At 60.1% G+C, this 20,936-nt stretch carries 15 protein-coding genes and 1 pseudogene; 11 read left to right on the top strand and 5 right to left on the bottom strand.

Features of this window, described 5'->3' with window-relative positions:
- Positions 1-2,705, top strand: a 2,705-nt coding sequence (locus tag RGCCGE502_RS30260) for a DUF4082 domain-containing protein (protein WP_016558038.1), incomplete at its 5' end; no start/stop codon positions are given.
- Between the two features lie 106 nt (positions 2,706-2,811).
- On the opposite strand, the gene RGCCGE502_RS30255 is transcribed toward RGCCGE502_RS30260, so the two are convergent.
- Positions 2,812-3,996, bottom strand: a complete 1,185-nt coding sequence (locus RGCCGE502_RS30255; protein WP_016558037.1) for a Gfo/Idh/MocA family protein — start codon at positions 3,994-3,996, stop codon at positions 2,812-2,814.
- Here RGCCGE502_RS30255 and RGCCGE502_RS39010 point away from each other — a divergent pair.
- The 6 genes and pseudogenes from RGCCGE502_RS39010 to RGCCGE502_RS35930 all read left to right on the top strand — a co-directional run.
- The gene (locus RGCCGE502_RS39010) at positions 3,923-4,504 is read left to right on the top strand and encodes a LysR family transcriptional regulator (protein WP_341875056.1); all 582 of its coding nucleotides are present in this window, start codon (positions 3,923-3,925) and stop codon (positions 4,502-4,504) included. The two genes, RGCCGE502_RS30255 and RGCCGE502_RS39010, sit on opposite strands and share 74 nt — an antisense overlap.
- Positions 4,386-4,955 (top strand): LysR substrate-binding domain-containing protein, encoded by a 570-nt coding sequence (locus tag RGCCGE502_RS36905; RefSeq protein ID WP_081647332.1) that lies wholly within the window; start codon positions 4,386-4,388, stop codon positions 4,953-4,955. Before RGCCGE502_RS39010 ends, RGCCGE502_RS36905 begins: the two co-directional genes overlap by 119 nt.
- 501 nt (positions 4,956-5,456) lie before the next feature.
- A complete protein-coding gene (locus tag RGCCGE502_RS30245) occupies positions 5,457-6,386 on the top strand; it encodes a helix-turn-helix domain-containing protein (protein WP_016558034.1) in 930 nt (309 codons plus the stop codon).
- A gap of 108 nt (positions 6,387-6,494) precedes the next feature.
- Positions 6,495-7,901 (top strand): aldehyde dehydrogenase family protein, encoded by a 1,407-nt coding sequence (locus tag RGCCGE502_RS30240; RefSeq protein ID WP_016558033.1) that lies wholly within the window; start codon positions 6,495-6,497, stop codon positions 7,899-7,901.
- Positions 7,902-8,022: 121 nt separating this feature from the next.
- Positions 8,023-10,005 (top strand): copper amine oxidase, encoded by a 1,983-nt coding sequence (locus tag RGCCGE502_RS30235; protein WP_016558032.1) that lies wholly within the window; start codon positions 8,023-8,025, stop codon positions 10,003-10,005.
- A 334-nt stretch (positions 10,006-10,339) separates the two neighbouring features.
- Positions 10,340-10,997, top strand: a pseudogene (locus RGCCGE502_RS35930) (FAD-dependent oxidoreductase); the annotation flags it as partial.
- Between the two features lie 253 nt (positions 10,998-11,250).
- Here RGCCGE502_RS35930 and RGCCGE502_RS30225 read toward each other — a convergent pair.
- A complete protein-coding gene (locus RGCCGE502_RS30225) occupies positions 11,251-12,327 on the bottom strand; it encodes a glycosyltransferase (protein WP_016558031.1) in 1,077 nt (358 codons plus the stop codon).
- A gap of 256 nt (positions 12,328-12,583) precedes the next feature.
- On the opposite strand from RGCCGE502_RS30225, the gene RGCCGE502_RS30220 reads away from it, so the two are divergent.
- Both RGCCGE502_RS30220 and RGCCGE502_RS30215 read left to right on the top strand, forming a co-directional pair.
- Positions 12,584-13,354 (top strand): WecB/TagA/CpsF family glycosyltransferase, encoded by a 771-nt coding sequence (locus RGCCGE502_RS30220; protein WP_040675877.1) that lies wholly within the window; start codon positions 12,584-12,586, stop codon positions 13,352-13,354.
- An 18-nt stretch (positions 13,355-13,372) separates the two neighbouring features.
- A complete protein-coding gene (locus RGCCGE502_RS30215) occupies positions 13,373-14,242 on the top strand; it encodes a DUF6492 family protein (protein ID WP_016558029.1) in 870 nt (289 codons plus the stop codon).
- Here the strand turns inward: RGCCGE502_RS30215 and RGCCGE502_RS30210 are convergent.
- From RGCCGE502_RS30210 to RGCCGE502_RS30200, 3 genes are all read right to left on the bottom strand, one after another.
- Positions 14,239-15,171 carry a glycosyltransferase family 2 protein gene (locus tag RGCCGE502_RS30210; RefSeq protein ID WP_016558028.1) on the bottom strand — a complete coding sequence of 311 codons (933 nt, stop codon included), beginning with the start codon at positions 15,169-15,171 and terminating at the stop codon, positions 14,239-14,241. The two genes, RGCCGE502_RS30215 and RGCCGE502_RS30210, sit on opposite strands and share 4 nt — an antisense overlap.
- Positions 15,172-15,282: 111 nt before the next feature.
- A complete protein-coding gene (locus RGCCGE502_RS30205; RefSeq protein WP_016558027.1) occupies positions 15,283-16,623 on the bottom strand; it encodes an O-antigen ligase family protein in 1,341 nt (446 codons plus the stop codon).
- 16 nt (positions 16,624-16,639) lie between these two features.
- The gene (locus tag RGCCGE502_RS30200) at positions 16,640-18,115 is read right to left on the bottom strand and encodes a GumC family protein (protein ID WP_040675875.1); all 1,476 of its coding nucleotides are present in this window, start codon (positions 18,113-18,115) and stop codon (positions 16,640-16,642) included.
- Between the two features lie 203 nt (positions 18,116-18,318).
- Between RGCCGE502_RS30200 and RGCCGE502_RS30195 the strand changes: the two genes are divergently transcribed.
- Both RGCCGE502_RS30195 and RGCCGE502_RS30190 read left to right on the top strand, forming a co-directional pair.
- Positions 18,319-19,401, top strand: coding sequence for an endo-1,4-beta-xylanase (locus RGCCGE502_RS30195; protein ID WP_016558025.1), 1,083 nt, complete (start codon positions 18,319-18,321; stop codon positions 19,399-19,401).
- On the top strand, positions 19,401-20,816 hold the full coding sequence (locus RGCCGE502_RS30190) for an oligosaccharide flippase family protein (RefSeq protein WP_016558024.1): 1,416 nt from the start codon (positions 19,401-19,403) through the stop codon (positions 20,814-20,816). The genes RGCCGE502_RS30195 and RGCCGE502_RS30190 overlap by 1 nt, the downstream gene beginning before the upstream one ends.
- Positions 20,817-20,936: the final 120 nt, after the last annotated feature.

The following is a 20,936-nucleotide window of genomic DNA, read 5'->3' as shown; positions in this document are numbered from 1 at the left end:
TCGCCGGTGCCACGGCCACGGCGACGCTGACCGTTACCATCCACGGCGCCGACGACGCGCCAGTTCTTGCGGCCCAGACCGCCACCCAGAACGCCACGGTCGGCACCGCCTTTTCGCTCGGGCTGCCGGCCGGCACCTTCACCGATGTCGACACCGGCGACACGCTCGCCTACACGGCAACATCTGCCGATGGCACGGCACTCCCCACCTGGCTGAGCTTCAACGCCACGACGCGAACCTTCAGCGGTACGCCGACGGCAGCCGGCACGTCAGGCATCAAGGTGACGGCGACCGACCTTGCCGGCCTTGCCACCAGCGAGACCTTCAACATCACCGCGGCAGCGCCCTCGACCTACAGCCTGTTCAGCGCCACCAGCACACCGGCACAAACAAACCTGAACGACAATCGGCAGATCGAACTCGGCGTCAAATTCCAGGCAAACGTCGCCGGGCAGATCACTGCGGTGAAATTCTACCGAAGCGCGAACGACAATGGGCAGAACGTCGTTGACCTTTGGACCACGGGGGGCACCAAGCTAGCCACCGCCACCTATGTCGGCACCACGGGCAGTGGCTGGCAGACAGTCAACTTTGCAACCCCGGTCACCATCACAGCCGGCACCACCTACATCGCGTCGTACCACACCACAGGGGCCTATGTGGCGACCGGAAACTATTTCACGGCAGCTGTCACCAGCGGCCCGCTAACGGCTCTGTCGAGTGCGGCAGCCGGCGGCAATGGTGTCTACCGTTATGGCGGAACCGCATCGGCAGGAATTTTTCCGAATGCCACCTTCCAGGCATCGAATTACTTTGCGGATGTGGTCTTCCGGCCGGGGACGGCAAACAATGCTCCGCCGGCCGCGGTTGCCGATGCCGGCGATGCGACCGAGAAGGGCGGTGTTGCCAATGGTTCGGGCGGCGTGGTTGCGAGCGGCAACGTTTTGACCAACGACACCGATCCGGATGCCGGCGACACCAAGACGGTGACGGCGATCGTCTTCGGGGCGACGATAGGCACGCTCGGCACGGCGCTTGCCGGCACCTATGGCAGCCTGCTTATCAATGCGTCGGGCGCTTATAGCTATACGATCAACGAGAACAATAGCGCGGTGCAGGCGCTGCGGCTGTCGACCAACACGGTGAGCGACGCCTTCAGCTACACCATGCGTGACACTGCCGGTGCCACCGCCACGGCGTCGCTGACCATTGCCATCCACGGCGCCAACGACGCGCCAGTTCTTGCGGCCCAGACCGCCACCCAGAACGCCACGGTCAACACCGCCTTTTCGCTCGGGCTGCCGGCCGGCACCTTCACCGATGTCGACACCGGCGACACGCTTGCCTACGTGGCAACATCTGCCGATGGCACGGCGCTTCCCACCTGGCTGAGTTTCAATGCCACGACGCAGACCTTCAGCGGTACGCCCACCGCAACCGGCACGTCAGGCATCAAGGTGACGGCAACGGACCTTGCCGGCCTTTCCATCAGCGAGACCTTCAACATCTCCACCACGATTCCGGGCAACACGACGCCGACAGCTGTCGCCGATACCGGCGATGCGACCGAGAAGGGCGGTGTTGCCAATGGTTCGGGCGGCGCGGTTGCGAGCGGCAACGTTTTGACCAACGACACCGATCCGGATGCCGGCGACACCAGGACGGTGACGACGATCGTCTTCGGGGCGACGACAGGCACGCTCGGCACGGCGCTTGCCGGCACCTATGGCAGCCTCGTGCTCGATGCGTCGGGTGCCTATAGCTATACGATCAACGAGACCAACACCGCGGTGCAGGCGCTGCGGCAGTCGACCAACACGCTGAGCGACGTCTTCAGCTACACCATGCGTGACACCGCCGGTGCCACGGCCACGGCGACGCTGACCGTTACCATCCACGGCGCCGACGACGCGCCAGTTCTTGCGGCCCAGACCGCCACCCAGAACGCCACGGTCGGCACCGCCTTTTCGCTCGGGCTGCCGGCCGGCACCTTCACCGATGTCGATACCGGCGACACGCTCGCCTACACGGCAACATCTGCCGATGGCACGGCACTCCCCACCTGGCTGAGCTTCAACGCCACGACGCGAACCTTCAGCGGTACGCCGACGGCAGCCGGCACGTCAGGCATCAAGGTGACGGCGACCGACCTTGCCGGCCTTGCCACCAGCGAGACCTTCAACATCACCGCGACAGCGCCCTCGACCTACAGCCTGTTCAGCGCCACCAGCACACCGGCACAGACAAACCTGAACGATGGCCAGCAACTCGAGCTCGGCCTCAAATTCCAGGCAAACGTTGCCGGTGACATTACCGGCATCAGGTTTTACCGAAGCGCGAACGACAATGGGCAGAACGTCGTTGACCTTTGGACCACGGGGGGCACCAAGCTAGCCACCGCCACCTATGCCGGCACCACGGGCAGTGGCTGGCAGACAGTGAATTTTGCAACCCCGGTCACCATCACAGCCGGCACCACCTACATCGCGTCGTACCACACCACAGGGGCCTATGTGGCGACCGATGGCTTTTTTGCAAGCGGCGTCACCAGCGGTCCGCTAACGGCGCTGTCGAGTGCGGCGAGTGGTGGTAATGGCGTGTATTCCTATGGAGGATCTGCGACCGCGGGACTCTTCCCGACGAGCACCTTTGATTCAGCCAATTACTATGCCGATGTGGTCTTCCGGCCGCAGCTCGCCGCGTGAGTGCATACGATCGCTGCGACGAAGTCGAAACGCAAAACAGTGACGCAACTGCCAAAAACCGGCAGTGGAGTTATAGAGGGTACCGAGGGGCGATTTGCCGGATCGGTCACGTCCAGCAGCAGGCGCTGGTGCGTCGTTTCCCCGCCAGAACGGTGGTCCTCGTACCCTTTCGATCAGTTAGGACGAGGCGACACCCGCTTTCGGCTGACCTCTCGATCGCGTGGATAATGCGATGCACTGCGACCGCATCCTCGAAGGTTGGCGCGGTACGAGTGCCGGTCAGCAGATCCTGGGCCATTCTGGCGTAGAGACGGGCCACATTCCCACTCTCCACGTCCTCAGGCCAACCAGTGCGGTAAGAGGCGGGGATCTCCAGCGCTCGGAATGCGGTCTCGCCGGCACGCGCACCCATCAATGACAGCTGCACCATCTGCGCGTGTCCCGAGGAACCCGAAACCCGAATGTCGCCTTTCGTTCCGCGGATTTCCCAAAACAAACCATCGCCATCAAGCGGCGCGCCGCCGCGATAATGGATGGAGATGGTTGCGCCGCTGGCCAAAACTCCGCTCACCAGCACCTGGTCCGGTGCCGAAACGGGCAGTATTTCCCCGGTATCGACTGCGACGGCCGTGGGCCGCCGCCTCGCTACTACAGCGGAAATTTCCGCGGCATCGCCGACCACATCCCTGAGCGCGGCCAGGGTATGCCCAACGGGGATCGTCAGCAAAATTGCACCGTGGGCGCGATCCAGCAAATATCCGTAGGGTTTCCTGTCGGGAATGGTACCGCCGCGCAGTGCACTCCCGCCCCGCGCGACCAGAGTGGTCGACACAACCTCGCCGACAATGCCGTCGTTGATCAGATGTCTCAGATACTCGATCTCCGGTGCAATGCGCGCCTGGGTTCCCACCACTCCCAGCACTCCTTTTGCCGCCGCGAGTGCAGCCATTTCTCGCGCCTCTGCCAAGCCGTTGCCAAGTGGCCATTCGCAATAGACATGTTTGCCTGCTTCAATCGCAGCTTTCAGGATCTCGAAATGCGGGGGTACCTTCACCGCAACGGTGACGATGTCGACCTCCGGTGCTGCGATCAATTCGGCAACGCCGGCGAAGGCTTTGGACAGTCCCATCTCGGTCGCGGCTGCCTGAGCACTGGCCTCACTGGTATTTGCGATCCCTACGATCTCGAAGGTTTCGGACAGAGCCCGTAACGCGGGAATGTGGGCTCGCGCAGCCCAGCTCCTTCCGGGTTGCACGCCAACGATGCCGATCTTAAAGCGTTGTCCAGGCATGGTGTTCGATCTCCGTCTGATGAATCTCAGATGCCGAAAGTACGATGCGTTCCCTGCGAAAATTCGGTATATGTGCGGTCGATCCTGGAGATTTTGCACATATGGTGGATTGGGAAGACGTCCGGCATTTCCTGCCGTTGCGCAGAGCGGCACGCTATCTGGCGCTGCTCGCTACCTGAAAGTTGACCATGCGACGGTAAGTCGGCGTCTTGCTGCGCTGGAGGCGGCACTCGACGTGAAGCTGGTGGATCGCCTGCCGCGGGCCTGCCGGCTCACGAGCTTGGGCAGGCAGGTGTTCGAGCGCGCCGTAGAGATGGAGACGTCGGTCCATAATATCTCTCGTCTGGCGAAAGCCGCTTTTCGGACGGATCACGCTCAGCGCGCCGCCAGTGCTCGCAACACATCTTTTGACCGAGCGTTTGAGGCTCTTCAGGGAGAAGTATCCCGACATCCTGCTCTCACTTTCCGCGCAAGCACAGCGGGTTTCCCTCAGCCGCCGGGAGGCTGATGTCGCTGTACGGTTCGTCAGGCCAGATGAAACGGGCAGCGTGATGCGGAAGATTGGTACAATGGCCTTTGGCCTCTATGCGCATAGATCCTATGCCCACCTGGCCACACCCGAACGCTGGGAGTTCATAGCCTGGGACCAGACTTTTGCCGATACGCAGGCACAATCGTGGTTGCTCGGTATTGCCGGCGGACGTCAGGTCGTTTGCGAATTGACCTACTCAAGCGAGCAGCTGATTGCGGTGCGGGCCGGGGTGGGCGTTGCCGGGCTGCCTTGCTTTATCGGGGATCGCGACCGTGATCTCGTTTGGATCGACGAGCGTGCGCCATACTTCGCACGCGACATATGGCTCGTGGTTCAAAGCGACCTCCACAAAACTCATCCGGTACGCGCAGTGATGGACTTCATGGTGGCTGTCGTCTCCGAACATCCGGATCTGGCTAGCCGATAGACGTTGCCGCCAGAGCGATGAGCTAAATCGTGCTCGGGAGGCGGGCAAGATCAAGCTCCTCGCTGCGGAAGAATTTCGTCGGAGCGGGTCGGGGAGGCTTACAACGGGAGGTCTCGCGGGCGTCCGGTTGTAGATCTAATTATGCTCGTATGTCCGGCCGCTATTTCGCCTTCCGCGGATCGACCCGGCACGGCTGTCACCTTAAATGTCACAAAAGATCGAAGCAATAATGTTGATGCGTGACACATCTCATGCTAATAAATGACCGAACGGTCGGTGAATGGAGCGCTCAACCGCTTCGGGGAGGGTTGGAAGGATGCCGCAAACGTTCAGACGTGATGCAATGCGCAAGTCAACGTTGGTGATGGCGGCGCATGATGCACTGATCGCGCCGACGCGGCCGTTCCTGTCACCGAGGCGATGTCTTCGATGTATCACAACATCGGGCCAATTCGATAACATCTAAGCAAAAAGCCAATCTGCAAAGCCACGGGAGGGACGATGCAGTCACTTGTCACGCCAATCCATATGCCGGTGCCGGTGGAAATTCTGCAGGCTGAAATTCGAAAGGTCTGCGGAGCTTTCGATCTTGAGCCGATGCGAGGAACCGGCGTCGTTGCCGGCGACGTTGCGACGCGGCGGATCGGTCTCTTCGACACAGCCATTGTCGGCCTCGATGCCAGCAGCCATGTTGAGCGGGGTGCCAAGGCGATCCGGCAGGATCCCGGCGAGCATTTCTTTCTGCTGATCCAGGACAGCGGACAATGCCGCGTCGAGCAGAACGGTTGTACGGCCGATCTCATGCCTGGTGACATGTTCCTGGTGGATTCCGTCAAGCCATCGCGCTTTCTTTACGGTGGCGCTCGCTCCAGCCAGGTCTCGATCCATTTGCCGCGCGACGAAATGGTGCATCGCTTCGGCGATACCTGCGCCGGCGGCGTACCAATCAGCCGTTCTGATCCGCTTTGGCTTGCGATACGGGCTGTTGTGACCAAGATGCTAGACGCGTCGGGCGCGCAGCAGCAGCTTGGTGAGGCCTTCCTTTGTTTGATGGGTGCCTATCTGCAGTCGAGCCGGGGCTTGGTCCCCAATCGCGCGCCCGAGACACTGTTGTCGCGCGCATTGGCTCTGATCGATCGCTATGGCCCCGAACCGGCGTTTGGACCGAGCGAACTGGCGAGCCGGCTCAACGTCTCCGAGCGCATGCTGCAACGCCACTTCCGGCCAATTGGTGAAACGCCTGGGCAACGCCTTCTCAAGCGCCGTCTCGAGGTAGCCCATGGCCGGCTTGCCGCGCGGGCTGCCGACCAGACAAGCGACGGCATCGCCGCCATCGCCTACGATTCCGGCTTCAACGATCTTTCCTACTTCTACCGGGAGTTCCGCAAGAAATACGACACTACGCCTGGCGCTGTAGCGCGGTGTCATTGACGCTTTTGTCCAACGGACGGGACGCTTCCGTCCAAGTCTCAGGACCAGTTCTGGCCTAGGATCCTTCCATATCCGGGATCAACCGGATCTCAGCGGAGGAGGCTGATCATGACGTTCTATTCTGCAACCATCGACGGAACGCCAGTTACGGGCGAGGCAGATTTCGCAGTTCTCGATCCGGCAACGGGCGAACTGGCTGGACGCGCACCGAACATGGGCGGCGCCGAGCTCGACAGGGCCGTCGAGGCCGCGCGCGCCGCATTCCCGGCGTGGTCGGCGCGAAGTGACGAGGACCTGCAGCGCATTTGCGCGGCCGTCACCTCGCGCATCGAGGAGCATGCCAATGAGCTGGCCAACATCATCACGCGCGAGCAGGGCAAGCCCTTGAACGGCCTCGGATCGCGGTGGGAAATCGGAGGAGCTATCGCTTGGGCCGGATACACGACGGCTCTCTCGGTTCAGGTCAAGGTCCTGCAGGACAATAGCGAGGGTCGCGTCGAATTGCATCGCAAGCCGATCGGCGTCGTCGGCTCGATCACGCCATGGAATTTTCCGGTCATGATCGCAATCTGGCATGTCATGCCGGCCCTTCGCACCGGCAATACCGTGGTCATCAAGCCATCCCCGCTGACACCGCTGTCGACGCTAAGGCTGGTGGAAATTGTCAATGAGGTGCTGCCCCCTGGCGTCCTCAATGTCGTGACGAGCGATGACAAGAGCTTCAATCTAGGCGCGGCAATGGCGGCCCATCCGAGGATCAACAAGATCGTCTTCACTGGCTCCAGTGCGACCGGTCAGAAGGTCATGCAATCTGCCGCAGGCAACATCAAGCGCCTTACCCTCGAGCTCGGGGGAAATGACGCTGGCATTGTGCTGCCCGACGCAGATCCCAAGGCCATCGCCGAGGGCCTGTTCTGGGGTGCCTTCATCAACAACGGCCAGACCTGCGCCGCCCTCAAGCGGCTCTATGTACACGACAGCATCCATGACGCGGTCTGCGAAGCTCTGGTAGACTATGCCCGCACCATTCCGGTCGGCAATGGGATGGAGGAGACGAGCGTGCTTGGTCCGGTGCAGAACAGCATGCAGTTCGACAAGGTGTCACGTCTTGTCGCCGACGCTACGACGCGCGGCAAGGTCCTGCTTGGCGGCGCTCCGGGCGAGGGCCTGTTCTATCCCCCGACAATCGTATCTGGCCTGACGAACGGCGATCCGCTTGTCTACGAGGAGCAGTTTGGCCCGGCCCTGCCGGTCATCCGTTACCACGACGTCGAGGAGGCGATAACTCTCGCCAATGACAGCGCGAACGGCCTTGGTGGGTCCGTCTGGTCATCTGATATCGCCGCTGCAAAGGCCGTGGCGAGCCGCATGGCTTGCGGTTCGGTGTGGATCAACAAGCATGGCGCTATCCAGCCCAATGTCCCGTTCGGTGGCGTCAAGTCTTCGGGCCTCGGTGTGGAGTTCGGCGAGGAAGGCCTGCTCGAATACACGGACATCCAGGTGGTCTTCAGCTGAGCTTTGGCGAGGCGGGTCGTCTCGCGAAGCGGAATGTGACAGTCCTGCTTTTGCAGCGCAAGCAGGAACAATGAGGGCAGGCAGGTTGCCGCCCAATCATCAGATCAAGAGGGAGAGAGATATGAAACGAACAACCTATATAGCAGCCGCCGGCCTGACTCTGGCCCTTTCTGCATCCACTGTTTTCGCCCACCCACTGGATGGCCTGACTGCAGAAGAATATCGAAAAATCAATAGTATCCTGCGCGATGCGAAAGTAGTTGATGAGAATACGCTCTACCCGCTGATCGAGCTCAAGGAACCGGCCAAGGCCGATGTGATCTCCTGGAAGGATGGCGACAGGCCGCTGGACCGTGAGGCGCGCGTGCATCTGACGAGCCCTGATGGCTTCAAGGAAGCCGTCGTCAACATCACCACCGGCAAGGTCGAAAGCACGGCGCCGGCCAATGGCCAGCCAATGGTACTCTTCACCGAATTCATGGACGCGCTGCAGGGCGCGCTGCAGAACCCGGACATGGTGGCAGGCCTGAAAAAGCGAGGCCTGACACCTGAGCAGGCCTTTTGCCTGCCGCTGACGGCCGGAAACTTTTTTACCGAGGAATACAAGAATTCCCGACTGATGAAGGTACCCTGCTACAGGGTTCCCGACGGATCCAACTACTACGCGAAGCCGATCGAAGGCCTGTTTGCCGTCTACGATATCGGCAAGAAGAAGGTTGAGAAGGTCATCGATATCGGTGTGATCGAAGGTCCAAAGGACAATTGGGGCTACACCGAGAAGGAAGTCGAAGCGCGTGAGCCGCTGCGACCGAAGATGAACATGGCCAAGCTCTCCCAGGAAGGTGGCCCGAATTACAAGATATCAGGCAGTCATCTCGAATGGGACCTGTGGCGCTTCAACTTCCGCGTCGACAAGCGCCCGGGCCTGGTTCTCTCCAACCTCGACGTCAAGGACGGCGACAAGTGGCGCTCGGTCATCTATCAATCCCACCTGTCGGAGGTCTTCGTACCCTACATGGACCCGACCGAGGGTTGGTACTGGCGCACCTACATGGATAGTGGGGAATACGGGTTCGGCCTGTTCCTGAGCCCATTGCGCGCCGGCGTCGACTGCCCTGACTATGCTACCTTCCTGCCGGCGACGATAGCCGACGACAAGGGCAACCCGCTGACGATCCCTAACGCAATCTGCGTCTTCGAGCGCTCTATCGGCGACCCGGCCTGGCGTCACTTCGAAGTCTTTGCCCAGACGCCCGAAAAGCCGCTTCCAGCCGAAGGCCGTCCGGCCACCGAACTCGTGGTGCGCACCGCGTCCGAAGTCGGCAACTACGACTACCTGATGGATTACCGCCTGCAACAGGACGGCCAGGTTCGTATCATGGTCGGCGCAACCGGCCTCGATGCGGTCAAGGGTGTTGCATCGACCTCGATGAACGACCCGACCGCTGCTGCCGACACCGCTCACGGCACACTGATCGCGCCTAACCTTGTGGCCGCCAACCACGACCATTACTTCAACTTCCGTATCGATTTCGATGTGGATCAACCGGAGAACCATTTCGGCACCATGGACATCGTTCCTTCCAGGGTTGACCCGAAGAACCCGCGCCGGTCGATGTGGGAAGTGCAGCACACAATGCCGAAGACAGAACTGGAAGCCCGCTACCAGCTGTCTGCCACAAAGCCGCGCTACTTCATGATATCGGATCCGTCCCGTGAAGGTTATCTCGGCCAGGAGCCAGGCTGGATGGTTCATCACGGCGATGTGGCCTACGGTCCCTTCGACTTCGCCAAGGACCCGCCAATGAAGCGCAACGCCTATATCGAATATTCGGTATGGAACACCGTCTACAATGCGGACCAGCAATATGCGGGCGGCAAGTTCGCCATGCAGAGTGACGGCTCCGATACGCTCCCGGAATGGGTGAAGGCCAACAAGCCGCTGATGGGCAAGGACGTCGTGACCTGGTTTACCGCCGGCTTCCATCACATCCCCCGCATGGAAGACTGGCCGGTGATGTCGACAGAGTGGAAGACCATCCACATCGAGCCCCATAACTTCTTCGCTCACAACCCGGCGCTGACGATCCGCAACGCCGAATGAAGTCGACCGGGCGCCCCAATGGGCGCCCTTTTTGCTGGACAGCAACGCTAAAGAAAGAGAAGTGGGCGCTCGAATACACCAACACGCAACAACGATACTGTCGCCCAGACCAGAAACCGATCAGGGAAATCTGGATACGGCACGGATTTCCCCGATCCACATTGATATGCCCTGACGATAAGAGAATTACATTTTTTCCAGTTCAATCCTGGGATCTGCCTGTGCACGGTGCGCCGCGAAAGCGGCTTTGCTTTGCACCAAATTTACAGTAGCTCTTAAATGTCCGTTTTAAGCACCCTCGTTAAACCCTTCAAAACGCAGGCTTTCCAGCAGGGCCGCTGTTCTCAACGAGCGGGCGCCCTACGATGTTCTGGTTTTCGGCGTTGGGCCGGCTGGCGCAGCTGCCGCCATCTATGCATCCCGCAAGGGGAACGGACGTGGCTGGCTGCCGAGCGGTCTGGAGGACAGCTCCTCGATACAATGGCGATCGAGAACTTCATCTCCGTACGCCATACGGAAGGGCCGCAATTTGCTGGTGCTCCCGAGGCGCATGTTCGCGACTACCACGTCGACGTCATGAACCTGCCGCGGGCAGAAAGGCTCGTTCCAGGTGAGGATTATGTTTCAGTCGAGTTTGCAAATGGCGCGACGCTCCAGTCGAGGTGATCATCTCGACTGGCGCCCGCTGGCGTCAGATGGAGGTTCCTGGCGAAGATCTGTATCGAGGGGGGTGCCTACTGCCCCCATTGTGACGGCGCGCTGTTCAAGGGAAAGCGCGGTGCAGTGATCGGCGGAGGAAACTCCGGAGTAGAGGCTGCGATCGACCTTGCCAATATCGTTAGCCACGTGACGCTGATCGAATTCGACAGCAAGCTCCGAGCGGATGACGTCCTCCAGCGCAAACTGAATAGCCTTGCCAATGTCGACGTCCTTCTGTCCGCGAGAACGACGGAGGTCGTCGTGATGGCCAGAGGGTGACCGGTCCCGTGTATTAAAACCGCGTTGGCGGGAAACATCGTACGCTCGGGCTAGAGGGGTATTTATTCAGATCAGCCTCTCGCTCATGAATATATGTAGATCATTGACTTGCGATGACATGCTCCGAAGATGATGGAAAATGTTCACCTTACGTCAACACCAGCTTGACACGTTTCGGAACTGCCGAGGCAGGCACCAGTCCTTCCGGTGCGCGTGCCGCGCCAGCAGCCAGAGGCAAAATCGAACAAGGAATCTAAGACGCTACAGTCAACGCGCGGTGGCGTCCGCATCGAGCGTGTCGATCACCGATCCCCACAGTGCGCCAATCTCTGCAGTCGCATCGAGTGACGCGAGGCCACCGCGAGCCGCCTTCGACACCGCCTCGGCCACTGTACCCACACCTGCTTCGGTTGGTACCAGCCGGACCGCTCCGAGATCGATCAGTTTGCGAAACAAACTATGGTGAGCAAACGCGCTTCGCTGTCGCGGCGCATTGACGACGATCGGCTTTCCCGAGAAGCTTGCTGCAAGCACGCTTGCCCGGCGAGCCGTCAGCCCTTCCGAAAACAGGTAGCAAAATACATCGACGTGGTTGAGGATGCCATAGATATCTTCGGCGTCCTCTACGTAACCGGTGACCATGACACGGTCAGCAATGCCGAGCCTGTCGGCAAGGGCATAGAAATCGCGCTCAACATGGTCGAGGCCGCGGATGAATGAGCCGACAAAGACGACGCAAACGTCATGGCCGAGCGCCAGAAGGTGCGCGGCAACCTCGAGGACCGCTGTCGACTGTTTCCTCGGGTAGATCGAACCGAATTGCCCGAGAATGAGGCGACCCGCCTTGCGCTGATTTTCGAGCGCCTGGGCAACCGAACCCGATCGCAGTGAGGTCGGAAGAATGAGGTTTGGTGGAATCGGAATAACGGCGCGCTGACGAGTTGCATGGGCCGACAGGGGGCTTTTTGAAAACTCATCTCCAACTTCGGGCGCTGAAAACAGGATATGGGTAGCAAGAAGCAAGACTGGGACCAATACCAGCCTGCGCTTCCAATCAAGCGCGTCCCATTCATGCAGGACGACGACAAGGTCCTTCCGCCGAAGGCGGGTTGCCAACGCGACGGAAAAAGGCTCCGCGAGTTTCCTTTTCCACGCCACCACCGGGAAATTGAGAATAGCCGCGTCGGCGTCATCAAGGGCTGACATGAACGTCCGGATCTTGCCGTCGAGACGATGGGTCCGGCCCCGGTTTCCCAATCTCGACGCTGTCTGGCGGGCAAATTCCTCGACGCCGCAGGTCTGAACAGCGTCAGAGACGAGTGCAAGGTAGCGACGCTTGGACATTTCGGGCTTTCTGAGGTCAACGATCGAAGGCTTTGAATACTCCTTTTTCGTAAAGGCGGACTTACGATTTCGACTTTGAAAACATGTCTGTGGCGGCAGCCTCTTCACCGATAGCGGGGGTTAACTATAGCGAGAGGTTTTACAGCGGTTGCTCGCTAAAAGGGCTAATTGAAAGCCTTGTTCTTGACCGTTGCCGGTTTTCGAAGGTGAGTGAATGGCTAGGCATGGCGGTGCGTCGGCGCCTCTCAGTTACTCGATGGTGGATTGGCCAACAAATCGGCTCGGTACTCTTCCCATCGTACGGGCGGGAATGGACGATAGCGCGGACGCCTTCATAAGGCTGGCACTTGAACGGCGCGGTACGGGCGGACGCCCGTTCTATTCGACGTCGGCAAACGGGCAGGTGATCGCGCTTTGCGAACAGGATGCCGAATTTCGCTCGCTTGCCCGCCAGGCCGACCAAATCCACGCCGATGGAATGTCGGTTGTCCTCTTCTCCAGGCTGTCCTCGACCCAACCGCTTCCGGAACGCGTCGCGACCACCGACCTCGTCCACGCTGTTGCGGCGCGCGCAGTAAAGACGGGCGTCAGTTTCTATTTTCTTGGCGCGACCGAAGAGGTAAATGCGCGCGCGGTCGAAAACCTGACAAGTGCCTACCCCGGGCTCCGGTTTGCCGGACGGCGCAACGGCTATTTTGATCGCGCCGAAGAAGACGCAGTCATCGATGCAATCAACGCAGCCGCACCCGACATTCTGTGGATCGGCTTTGGAGTTCCGCTTGAGCAACAGTTCGTGGTCCGCAACATCGAACGACTGCACAATGTCGGCCTGATCAAGACGGCAGGCGGTCTCTTCGACTTTCTGGCCGGGAGCAAAAGCCGTGCGCCCCAGTGGATGCAGACGCTCGGCCTGGAATGGCTCTATCGCATGATCCTCGAACCCCGACGGCTGGCCGTGCGCTACCTCACCAGTAATCCGGTCGCCATCTATGCCATGCTGCGCACCATTGCCAAACGCGGCCACTGAGGGAAGGGACGTGCGATCATGAAGCATTCGATATCGCTCATCACGCCGAGCTATCGTGGTGATCGCGAGAGGTGCCGGCTGTTGTGTGACTCGATCGATCGCTATGTCACCGGTCATGATGTTCATTACATCGTCGTTGGCGACGAGGATGCCGACGTCTTCGCCGGCTTCGTGGACGAAAAGCGCCATGTCGTGGTTTCCTCCAGCCTCCTGCCGCCTCTCTGGTCGCTTCCGAAATGGCGTGGCCGGCACTACTGGTGGGCCCCATATATGCGCCTGCCGATTTATGGCTGGCATTTGCAACAGTTGCGCAAGATCGCCATGACCCTCGCACAACAGAGCGATCGGGTCATGTGCATCGATTCTGACAATTGTTTCTGCAGACCCCTCGACGTCGGTGCGATGGCAATGGAGCCCAAGGTTGCCCATTTCGTGGCGCGCGGCGATGTCAATTCATCGCGACCTAACCATGTCCGCTGGTGGGAGAATGCCCATAAGCTACTGGGGCTAACTGAACCGTCCCTGCCAGGTGACGATTTCATCAGCCAGATGGTGCTCTGGGAGCGGCGAACCGTCGACATCATGACGAAACGGGTAGAGGCAGCGAGCGGACTCCCTTGGTGGCAGGCGCTCTCACGCGTCAGGCACTTTTCGGAGTACCTGCTTTACGGTGTTGCCGTCGCAAACGATGAAGAGCTGGCCAGCCGCCACGAACGTACTTCGCAAGGCCGATGTCTGACATACTGGGAAGGACCGGCGCTCGACAAGGCCGGCCTGTCGGCGCTTATCCGGAAGATGGCGCCGGATCAGACCACCATTGCTGTCCAGTCTCATACGCGCACGCCGATCGAGGTTATCCGCGAAGTCGCGCTTGGCACCGCAGGCTAGTTGCTGGCCCGATAAGGCGTTGGAAGGAACCCGAGGCTCGCGAGCGTTCGACCTACAGATACCAGCAGCGGGTGGCTTGCCGGCAGCAGGCGCCGGGTTTTGACGAGCAGCGCCAGAGAGCGCATCACGCCCGCTCCAAGACTGAGGGCGTTCTTTGCTATTATCCTTCTGGCTGATCCGCTATGCATCCGATCGATCACATAATTGATGCTGCCCGTGCGCAAGGATCGCGTCATCAGGAAGCGGGCTGAGACACGTTCCTCGGGAACGAATTCGCGGATCACCGCCTCGGCACACCACCAGCTTTGGTAACCGGCCCGCCGGCACCTCGTGAAAAACTCCATGTCTCCGCCGCCGAGAAAATTGAAGCGAACATCAAACAGCGGCGAGGCGAGACCTTTAAATACATGCCGGCGAATGAGGCAATTGCCCGAACCGTGGATCTGGTCAATCGGGCGCGTCGTGCCCTCGATCGAGCCGAAAAGAAGATGCCGTGTGACAGCGGCGGTCACGGGCACCTCGAACTGCCGCACGACGGGTCCCCCGACGATATCGGCCTTCTCGCGCTGGGCCGTGCCGACCATCGCGGCAAGCCAACCGGGCAAGGCGATCTCGTCGTCGTCGATCATAAGCAGAAACTCGGCGTCGGGAAAGGCATCCATGGCTTCGCCGAACGCCCGGTTGATGGCATGACAGTTGCCCTGTCGCTCCTCCGTCAACACCAGCGATGGGAAGCTCCTGCTGGCAAGGAATTCCCGGGCATAGCGCGCGCCGACCGGGTTCGGCGCGTCGTTGTCAACGACGACGACGGCGAAGGCAAAGTCGGTTTCCTGGGCACAGACAGATTGCAGCGTCCGCGCAAGCCACGCGGATCGTCGAAACGTCGGGATGCAAACCACTGCCTCTACGGCGATCTTGCTTTCCTGCATGTTCCATACCTCGATCGCATCGAAGACCGTCCAGTTAGCCGGGCGGGCGGTTTTTCCCGTACGACGGCGAAGCTCTAGCCGGCTGAGGGATAATCTACAATTGCTGCCTGATCATGAGGTTAACAGGCCTTGTCGAGGTCGCTCCGTCGGGAGTGCGGCACCATTAGCGGGAAGCGCCGGGGCCGCCGCTGCATCACTGACGAGACCGGCATTTGCCTGCAGGCGCAGGCCGAAAACGGCAACAAGCATCGTAAACCAGATCGGTCCGCTATTGCCGAAAAAGGGGCTCTCGAGGCAGGCGAGAAAGAGAGAAAACAACCAGATCCGGAGGAAGAGGCGGGTCATTGCTGGGTCATTTCGGCCCTTCAAAGCGCGTTTCGCGTATCCGATCGGCAGGATGACAAGCCAGACAAACACCATCGCCAGAGCCGGTATTCCTCCGTTGATCAACTGCTCGACATAGCCGTTGTGAGAATTGGCCGCGGTCACGGCCCATGTCGTCATCGCCTGGCCGCTATTGAACAAGGCTTCGGTCTGCCAGAACGACTGGAAACCATAGCCAACGACGGGGCGCGCCGCGATTGCAGAGAGCGCCAGACGCCAGATCGAGCTACGATCCGTAAATGTCGGATCGACGCCTGCAGAGGCGAGAAGACTGCTGAAGGATGTCGATACCGCCGCGGTCAGCAAGACAAGGTTCAAGCCGACAAGGCCGGAAACCAGCATGACGGCGCCGGCCTTCGGCCAGCGCTCGAATATCCAGGCAAGTAGCAGAATTCCCGGCAGCATTGCCGCAGAAGTCTTTCCGCCGGCCTGGAGCACGAAGAAGGCTGCGGAAGCGGCCATGAGCAGGCCAAGCCGGGTGTGTCCGGTCCGCCTTGCATAGAGACCGAAGAAGACGGCGTAGACCATGGCGGCTGCAGCGACATTCTTGTGGCCGAAATGGCCGCGCCAGTCGCCTGCAAGCGATTGCTCGAGTGCGTCGGTTGCTTGGTGGATCGCAAGGTGGGGCAAGGCTATGACGCCGAAATACGAGAGCCCGATCGCGAAGGCCAGGCCCACTGACATCAGTGTTGCAAACTGGCGGCCGTCGCGGGGAATGAGGAGCACGGCATTGGCGCACAGGCACACCAATATCGCAAAGACGATCCTGCGGTAGGCTGCCGCCGGGTCACCGGCAAAGAGGCCGGTAAACAGCAACCAGATGAGCAGGCAGGCCAGCAGGCCGTGAGGGCGTAGCAACAGGTGGCGTGCCGGATTTCGCAGAACCTTGATCAGGACAACGCCCGACATGGCGACCACGATCAATTGGTTAAAAACATTCGAGCTTGCGCCATAGGGCCTCGAGAGGCTGGTAGTGTTCGGGTCGGGAAATGGATTGAGGCCGATCCAGAAGTAGCCGAGGACAAGTAGAAACAGGAAGGCCGCGAAGCCGACGCCGTCTCGGCTCATCCTGGAACTCTCCACCTTAGCCATGGGTCTTGTGCTGGCCTTCGCTCAGCCGGCGGTAGTCCCGCCAAAAACCGGAGAGGAGTGCTGCGAAAAGCCCCAGACCGAACCCGAGAATTCCGCCCGCACCGGCAAGCACGTAGCCGCGCGGCGGAAAGCTTCGCGCTGTCGGCACCACTGCGGGGGACACGATCCGTACGTTGGTCGTATCGATCTGCTGGCGCTCGGCTGCTTCGCCTGCCCTCGCCATGAAAGCCTCGTAGACCGTTGCCTTGGCGCGGGCCTCCCGCTCGAGTTCCCGGAGATGAATTTGTGCGGCCGTATCCTGGAAGACGGATGTTTTCATCTGGTTGGCTTGCGCATTGAGCGCGTCCAGAGCCGACTTCGCCTGGTCAAGCTCTGCTTTCGCCGACTGCACGATCCGCGCAGTCTCTGCATCGATCTGGCCCTCCAGCGCGCGAAGCTGGGGTTGGAGGGTGACGATCATCGGGTGCCTTGGTCCAAGAACGGCCGATTGCGACGTTACCCGTTGGCGCAAAGTCGAATACTGGGTCCGCAGCATCGTCATCGTTTCCGATTGCAGTGCCGACGCGTTAAGCCGGTTCTTTGGATTGGTCGATACCAGTTCGTTGTAGCGAGATTGTGCCTGGATAAGGCGCGCCTTTGCATCGATGAGTTGGGTGTTCGTCTGGTTCGACATCAGGGTGCTGACCAGTTCGCCGGAGCTCGATTGCAGGCCCTGTTCACGCTTGAACATTTCGACGGCGGCCTCCGCCTTGGCGACCTCTGCTTTCAAATCGCCGAGGCGTGCAAACAGCGAACTGGCTGCCCGTCCGGCCCCTTCCGACTCCGCCTTGGCGAGTTCCTCCTGGAACGAGGAGGCGATTGCGTTGGTGATTGTAACGGACTTTGCCGGATCTTGCGTCCACACCGTTATGTTGACGATGAACGATCGTTCGTCGCGACGGGCAGTGACGCGCTTGGCGAGAGTGCGAAGCGCGTCGGCGCCGGGATCCGTCGATGCAGGGGAAACGAACTCCGGATCCGAAGTAAGTTTCAGGTCACGGATGACGCGGTTCAACACGTTGCCCGACGTCAGGACACGCAATTTGCTTTCGACATCCAGGAGCTGGGTATCCCGCTGCATGCTTTCTGAAAATATGTCGTCGGCAACCACGCGCAAGTTTGATGGGTCTACCAAGAGGTCGATGCCGGCCGTAAAGCGGGGTTTAACCACGAAAACGGCAGCGTACCCGGCGATCGTCCCAAGGAACGCAAAAGCAAGGATGAGAAAGATGCCCCTTCGCAGCCAGGTGAGGATACGTGTCAGATCGAACTGAAGGAGCTCCTGAACGACTGCGAGACGGGTTTGCGGGGGAGCCTGCTCGACCAACGTCAAGCCTGGGCGCGCCTGCGCGACACCCCGCTCCCGGCCCGTTGCCCAGCCACGCGTGCTAATGACCGGAGTCTGATGTCTGGGGGCGGCTTCGTACATGGCGGCGAGATCTGACTGACACGGCGCGAAAAGCGCGACTTATGGTCAAAAGACCTGATTTTCCTTAACTATCCATTAATGGCGATTTCATTTGCCGCGTGCGCGCGATACCGGTGTTCGATAAAAGCCGGACTCTGAAGGCTTGGCTCGTGCGCTCGGCTGAACCCTGTCTCATTTGCAGACAAATCGAAGGATGTTGTTGCATGCGCCGGCGGGATTTCGTTCTCGGTGCCCTTGGGGCCGGTTTGGCGTCAGCAGGTGCTTTTGACGGCCTTGTTCGAAATGACACCGCTGCGCGAGCGGCGTTCTCAAGAGGGGGCATTCCCTACGGCGCTGCGGTGCGCACGGATCTTCTCGATGCGGAATTTGACTACAGGGACGCGATTGTCGATCACTGCCAGCTCGTGGTCGGCGAGGGCGGCCTGAAATGGTTCGATTTGCGTCCGAGCCAGGAACAGTTCGTATTCGACCAGCCCGATCGCCTGATCGACTTCGCTGACCGGCACGGGATGCAGATGCGGGGGCATACCCTCGCATGGTATGGTGCCATGCCGGACTGGACGAAGTCGATTTCCAGTGCCGCCGAAGCCGAACGTGAGCTCGTTCATCACATCACGACGGTTGTCGGACGCTATCGGGGACGGATCCAAAGCTGGGACGTCGTCAACGAGGCGATTGCCGAGACGCCGATACGTGGTGCGGTCATTCGCGATTCAATCTGGCAGGAACGTCTCGGCGCACGCTATATCGAAATAGCCCTTAGAACCGCTGCCGACGTCGATCCCTCCGCCCAGCTCGTCGTCAACGACTACAATATCGAGAACCCGACATCTCAATGCCGTGACCGCCGCAAGGCAATGCTTGATCTGCTGCGCAGTCTGAGGGATCGCGATGTTCCGCTTCATGGGGTCGGCATACAAGGACATTTGCCGGGAGACATGGAGATCGACAAGGAAGGCCTGTCAAGATTCGTCGAGGAACTGAAGGGAATGCAGCTCGAGGTTCTTGTCACTGAGCTCGACGTGATCGATGACAAGCTGCCGGCTTCGGAGTATGAGCGCGACCAGATCGTTGCCCAGCGCGCAGGCGATTTCCTCGCGGCAATCGGGGAGGCTGTGCGACCAGGCGCCATCCTCACCTGGGGGATCACGGATCGCTATACATGGGTCCCGATGTGGTTCAAGCGTTCTGACGGCAAGCCGAACCGTCCGCTGCCGCTTGATGCAGGGTGCCGACCGAAGGCGTTGATGAAAGTGATCGACGAGTTCACGCGCGCAGCTGAATGATGTTTCGCCAGATATCGACCTACATGATTGCGAATGCCATATCCGCAGCCTTCGGCTTCGTTTCGGTTGTGCTTTTCACGCGCATGCTCAGCCCTCATGAATACGGGATCTATGTCGTGGGGACAGGTGTTGCGGGTGTTATCTCCACGCTTCTCTTTGGCTGGATAAAATTCTCGGTGCTTCGCTTCGAATCCGAAGGCGGCGACAAGGATGTCCGCACGACCGCGCTCTATGCCTATGTGGGACTTGTGTTGGTCAGCCCGCTCGTCGTTGCCGCGACGTGGCTGATCACCGAAAATTCGTCGAGATATGTCGTACCGGCTGTGTTCGTCGCATTCATGGTTGGGCTCTTCGAATTTGTCCAGGAGATCTTCAGATCACGCCAGCAGACGGGCGCCTACATGTGGTCCGTCATCCTGCGCGCGGTGTTGACGGTGGTCTTCTCGGCGGGCCTGGTAATGCTGTTTGGCATGGGAGGGCAGGGTCTGCTCATCAGTGTTGCCTGCTCCTACCTCGTGACACTCCTTGTCTACGCACCCGGCGTCTGGCGTCGACCGCGCCATCCCTTCGATGCCGACCTTCTGAAGGAAATGTTGCGCTTCGGGGTTCCGATGACGGTGTCGTCCTTCGTCTTCGTCCTTCATACCGTGCTCGACCGCATAATCATCGTTACCTATATGGGCGAGACCGCCGCCGGCGTTTATGGTGCTGCTGCCGATCTTGTGCGGCAGATCATCCTGTTTCCAGGTGTTGCGATCGGATCTGCGACAATCCCGGTGGCGATCCGGCTGTTGACGCAGGACGGCCGCGAGGCGACCAACCGGCATCTGACCGAAACAGCCGAGATGCTGCTTGCCGTCCTGATGCCGATGGTCGTCGGGCTGGCGCTAGTGGCTCCGGGTTTCGCGTCCTTGATCCTTGGCCCAGAATTTCGCGACGCGGCCGCAGTGCTGATGCCGATCCTCGTCTTTGCCTGGCTATTTCGATCGATCTCCTATCAGTTCGTTCACGTCAGCTTCCAGTTGGCAAAGAAGCCGGGGCTGATGGGTGTCCAGGGTATAATCATCCTGGCGATCAACGTTGCCGGCATGTGTGCTCTCGTGCCGCGGTTCCAACTGGTCGGCGCGGCTTTCGCGCTGTTGATTGCCGAAATCGGCGGCGCGATTGCAGGCTATTTCCTCTCCTATCGGGCCCACCGCCTGCCATTCGAGCTCAGGCCGATCCTGAAGGTGAGCCTCGCAACCACAACGATGGCCGTGCCTACCGTTATCGTCGGGAGGCATCCGACCGGCAATGCGTTGTTTGACCTCGGAGCGCCGATCATTACCGGCATCGTCGCCTACGCGCTTGCCGGAATAGCGCTCAATCTCGCCGGCATCCGCGTTGCATTAACGCGGCGGCTGCGGCTTGCCTGATGGCCAACACGGTTGCTTGATTGGCTCCGATGCGCGGGGACGGGCGCAAGCTGTACAGATTCCGCTAATCCTTAGCGACTAAGAGATACACTGGGAAAAACGCACGGCAACGGCCGGGCT

Origin of the sequence: Rhizobium grahamii CCGE 502, assembly GCF_000298315.2 — a bacterium.
In the GTDB taxonomy this organism is placed as follows: Bacteria; Pseudomonadota; Alphaproteobacteria; order Rhizobiales; family Rhizobiaceae; genus Rhizobium; species Rhizobium grahamii.
Note: the sequence above shows the minus strand (reverse complement) of the source record. Positions and strands in the feature narration are given on the sequence as shown.

Bases quoted from the DNA above. Each gene is read 5' to 3' on its own strand.
- RGCCGE502_RS39010 (WP_341875056.1), top strand. From the start codon at position 3,923: ATGTGGGCTCGCGCAGCCCAGCTCCTTCCGGGTTGCACGCCAACGATG.
- RGCCGE502_RS30255 (WP_016558037.1), bottom strand. From the start codon at position 3,996: ATGCCTGGACAACGCTTTAAGATCGGCATCGTTGGCGTGCAACCCGGA.
- RGCCGE502_RS30245 (WP_016558034.1), top strand. From the start codon at position 5,457: ATGCAGTCACTTGTCACGCCAATCCATATGCCGGTGCCGGTGGAAATT.
- RGCCGE502_RS30240 (WP_016558033.1), top strand. From the start codon at position 6,495: ATGACGTTCTATTCTGCAACCATCGACGGAACGCCAGTTACGGGCGAG.
- RGCCGE502_RS30235 (WP_016558032.1), top strand. From the start codon at position 8,023: ATGAAACGAACAACCTATATAGCAGCCGCCGGCCTGACTCTGGCCCTT.
- RGCCGE502_RS30225 (WP_016558031.1), bottom strand. From the start codon at position 12,327: ATGTCCAAGCGTCGCTACCTTGCACTCGTCTCTGACGCTGTTCAGACC.
- RGCCGE502_RS30220 (WP_040675877.1), top strand. From the start codon at position 12,584: ATGGTGGATTGGCCAACAAATCGGCTCGGTACTCTTCCCATCGTACGG.
- RGCCGE502_RS30215 (WP_016558029.1), top strand. From the start codon at position 13,373: ATGAAGCATTCGATATCGCTCATCACGCCGAGCTATCGTGGTGATCGC.
- RGCCGE502_RS30210 (WP_016558028.1), bottom strand. From the start codon at position 15,171: ATGCAGGAAAGCAAGATCGCCGTAGAGGCAGTGGTTTGCATCCCGACG.
- RGCCGE502_RS30205 (WP_016558027.1), bottom strand. From the start codon at position 16,623: ATGAGCCGAGACGGCGTCGGCTTCGCGGCCTTCCTGTTTCTACTTGTC.
- RGCCGE502_RS30200 (WP_040675875.1), bottom strand. From the start codon at position 18,115: ATGTACGAAGCCGCCCCCAGACATCAGACTCCGGTCATTAGCACGCGT.
- RGCCGE502_RS30195 (WP_016558025.1), top strand. From the start codon at position 18,319: ATGCGCCGGCGGGATTTCGTTCTCGGTGCCCTTGGGGCCGGTTTGGCG.
- RGCCGE502_RS30190 (WP_016558024.1), top strand. From the start codon at position 19,401: ATGTTTCGCCAGATATCGACCTACATGATTGCGAATGCCATATCCGCA.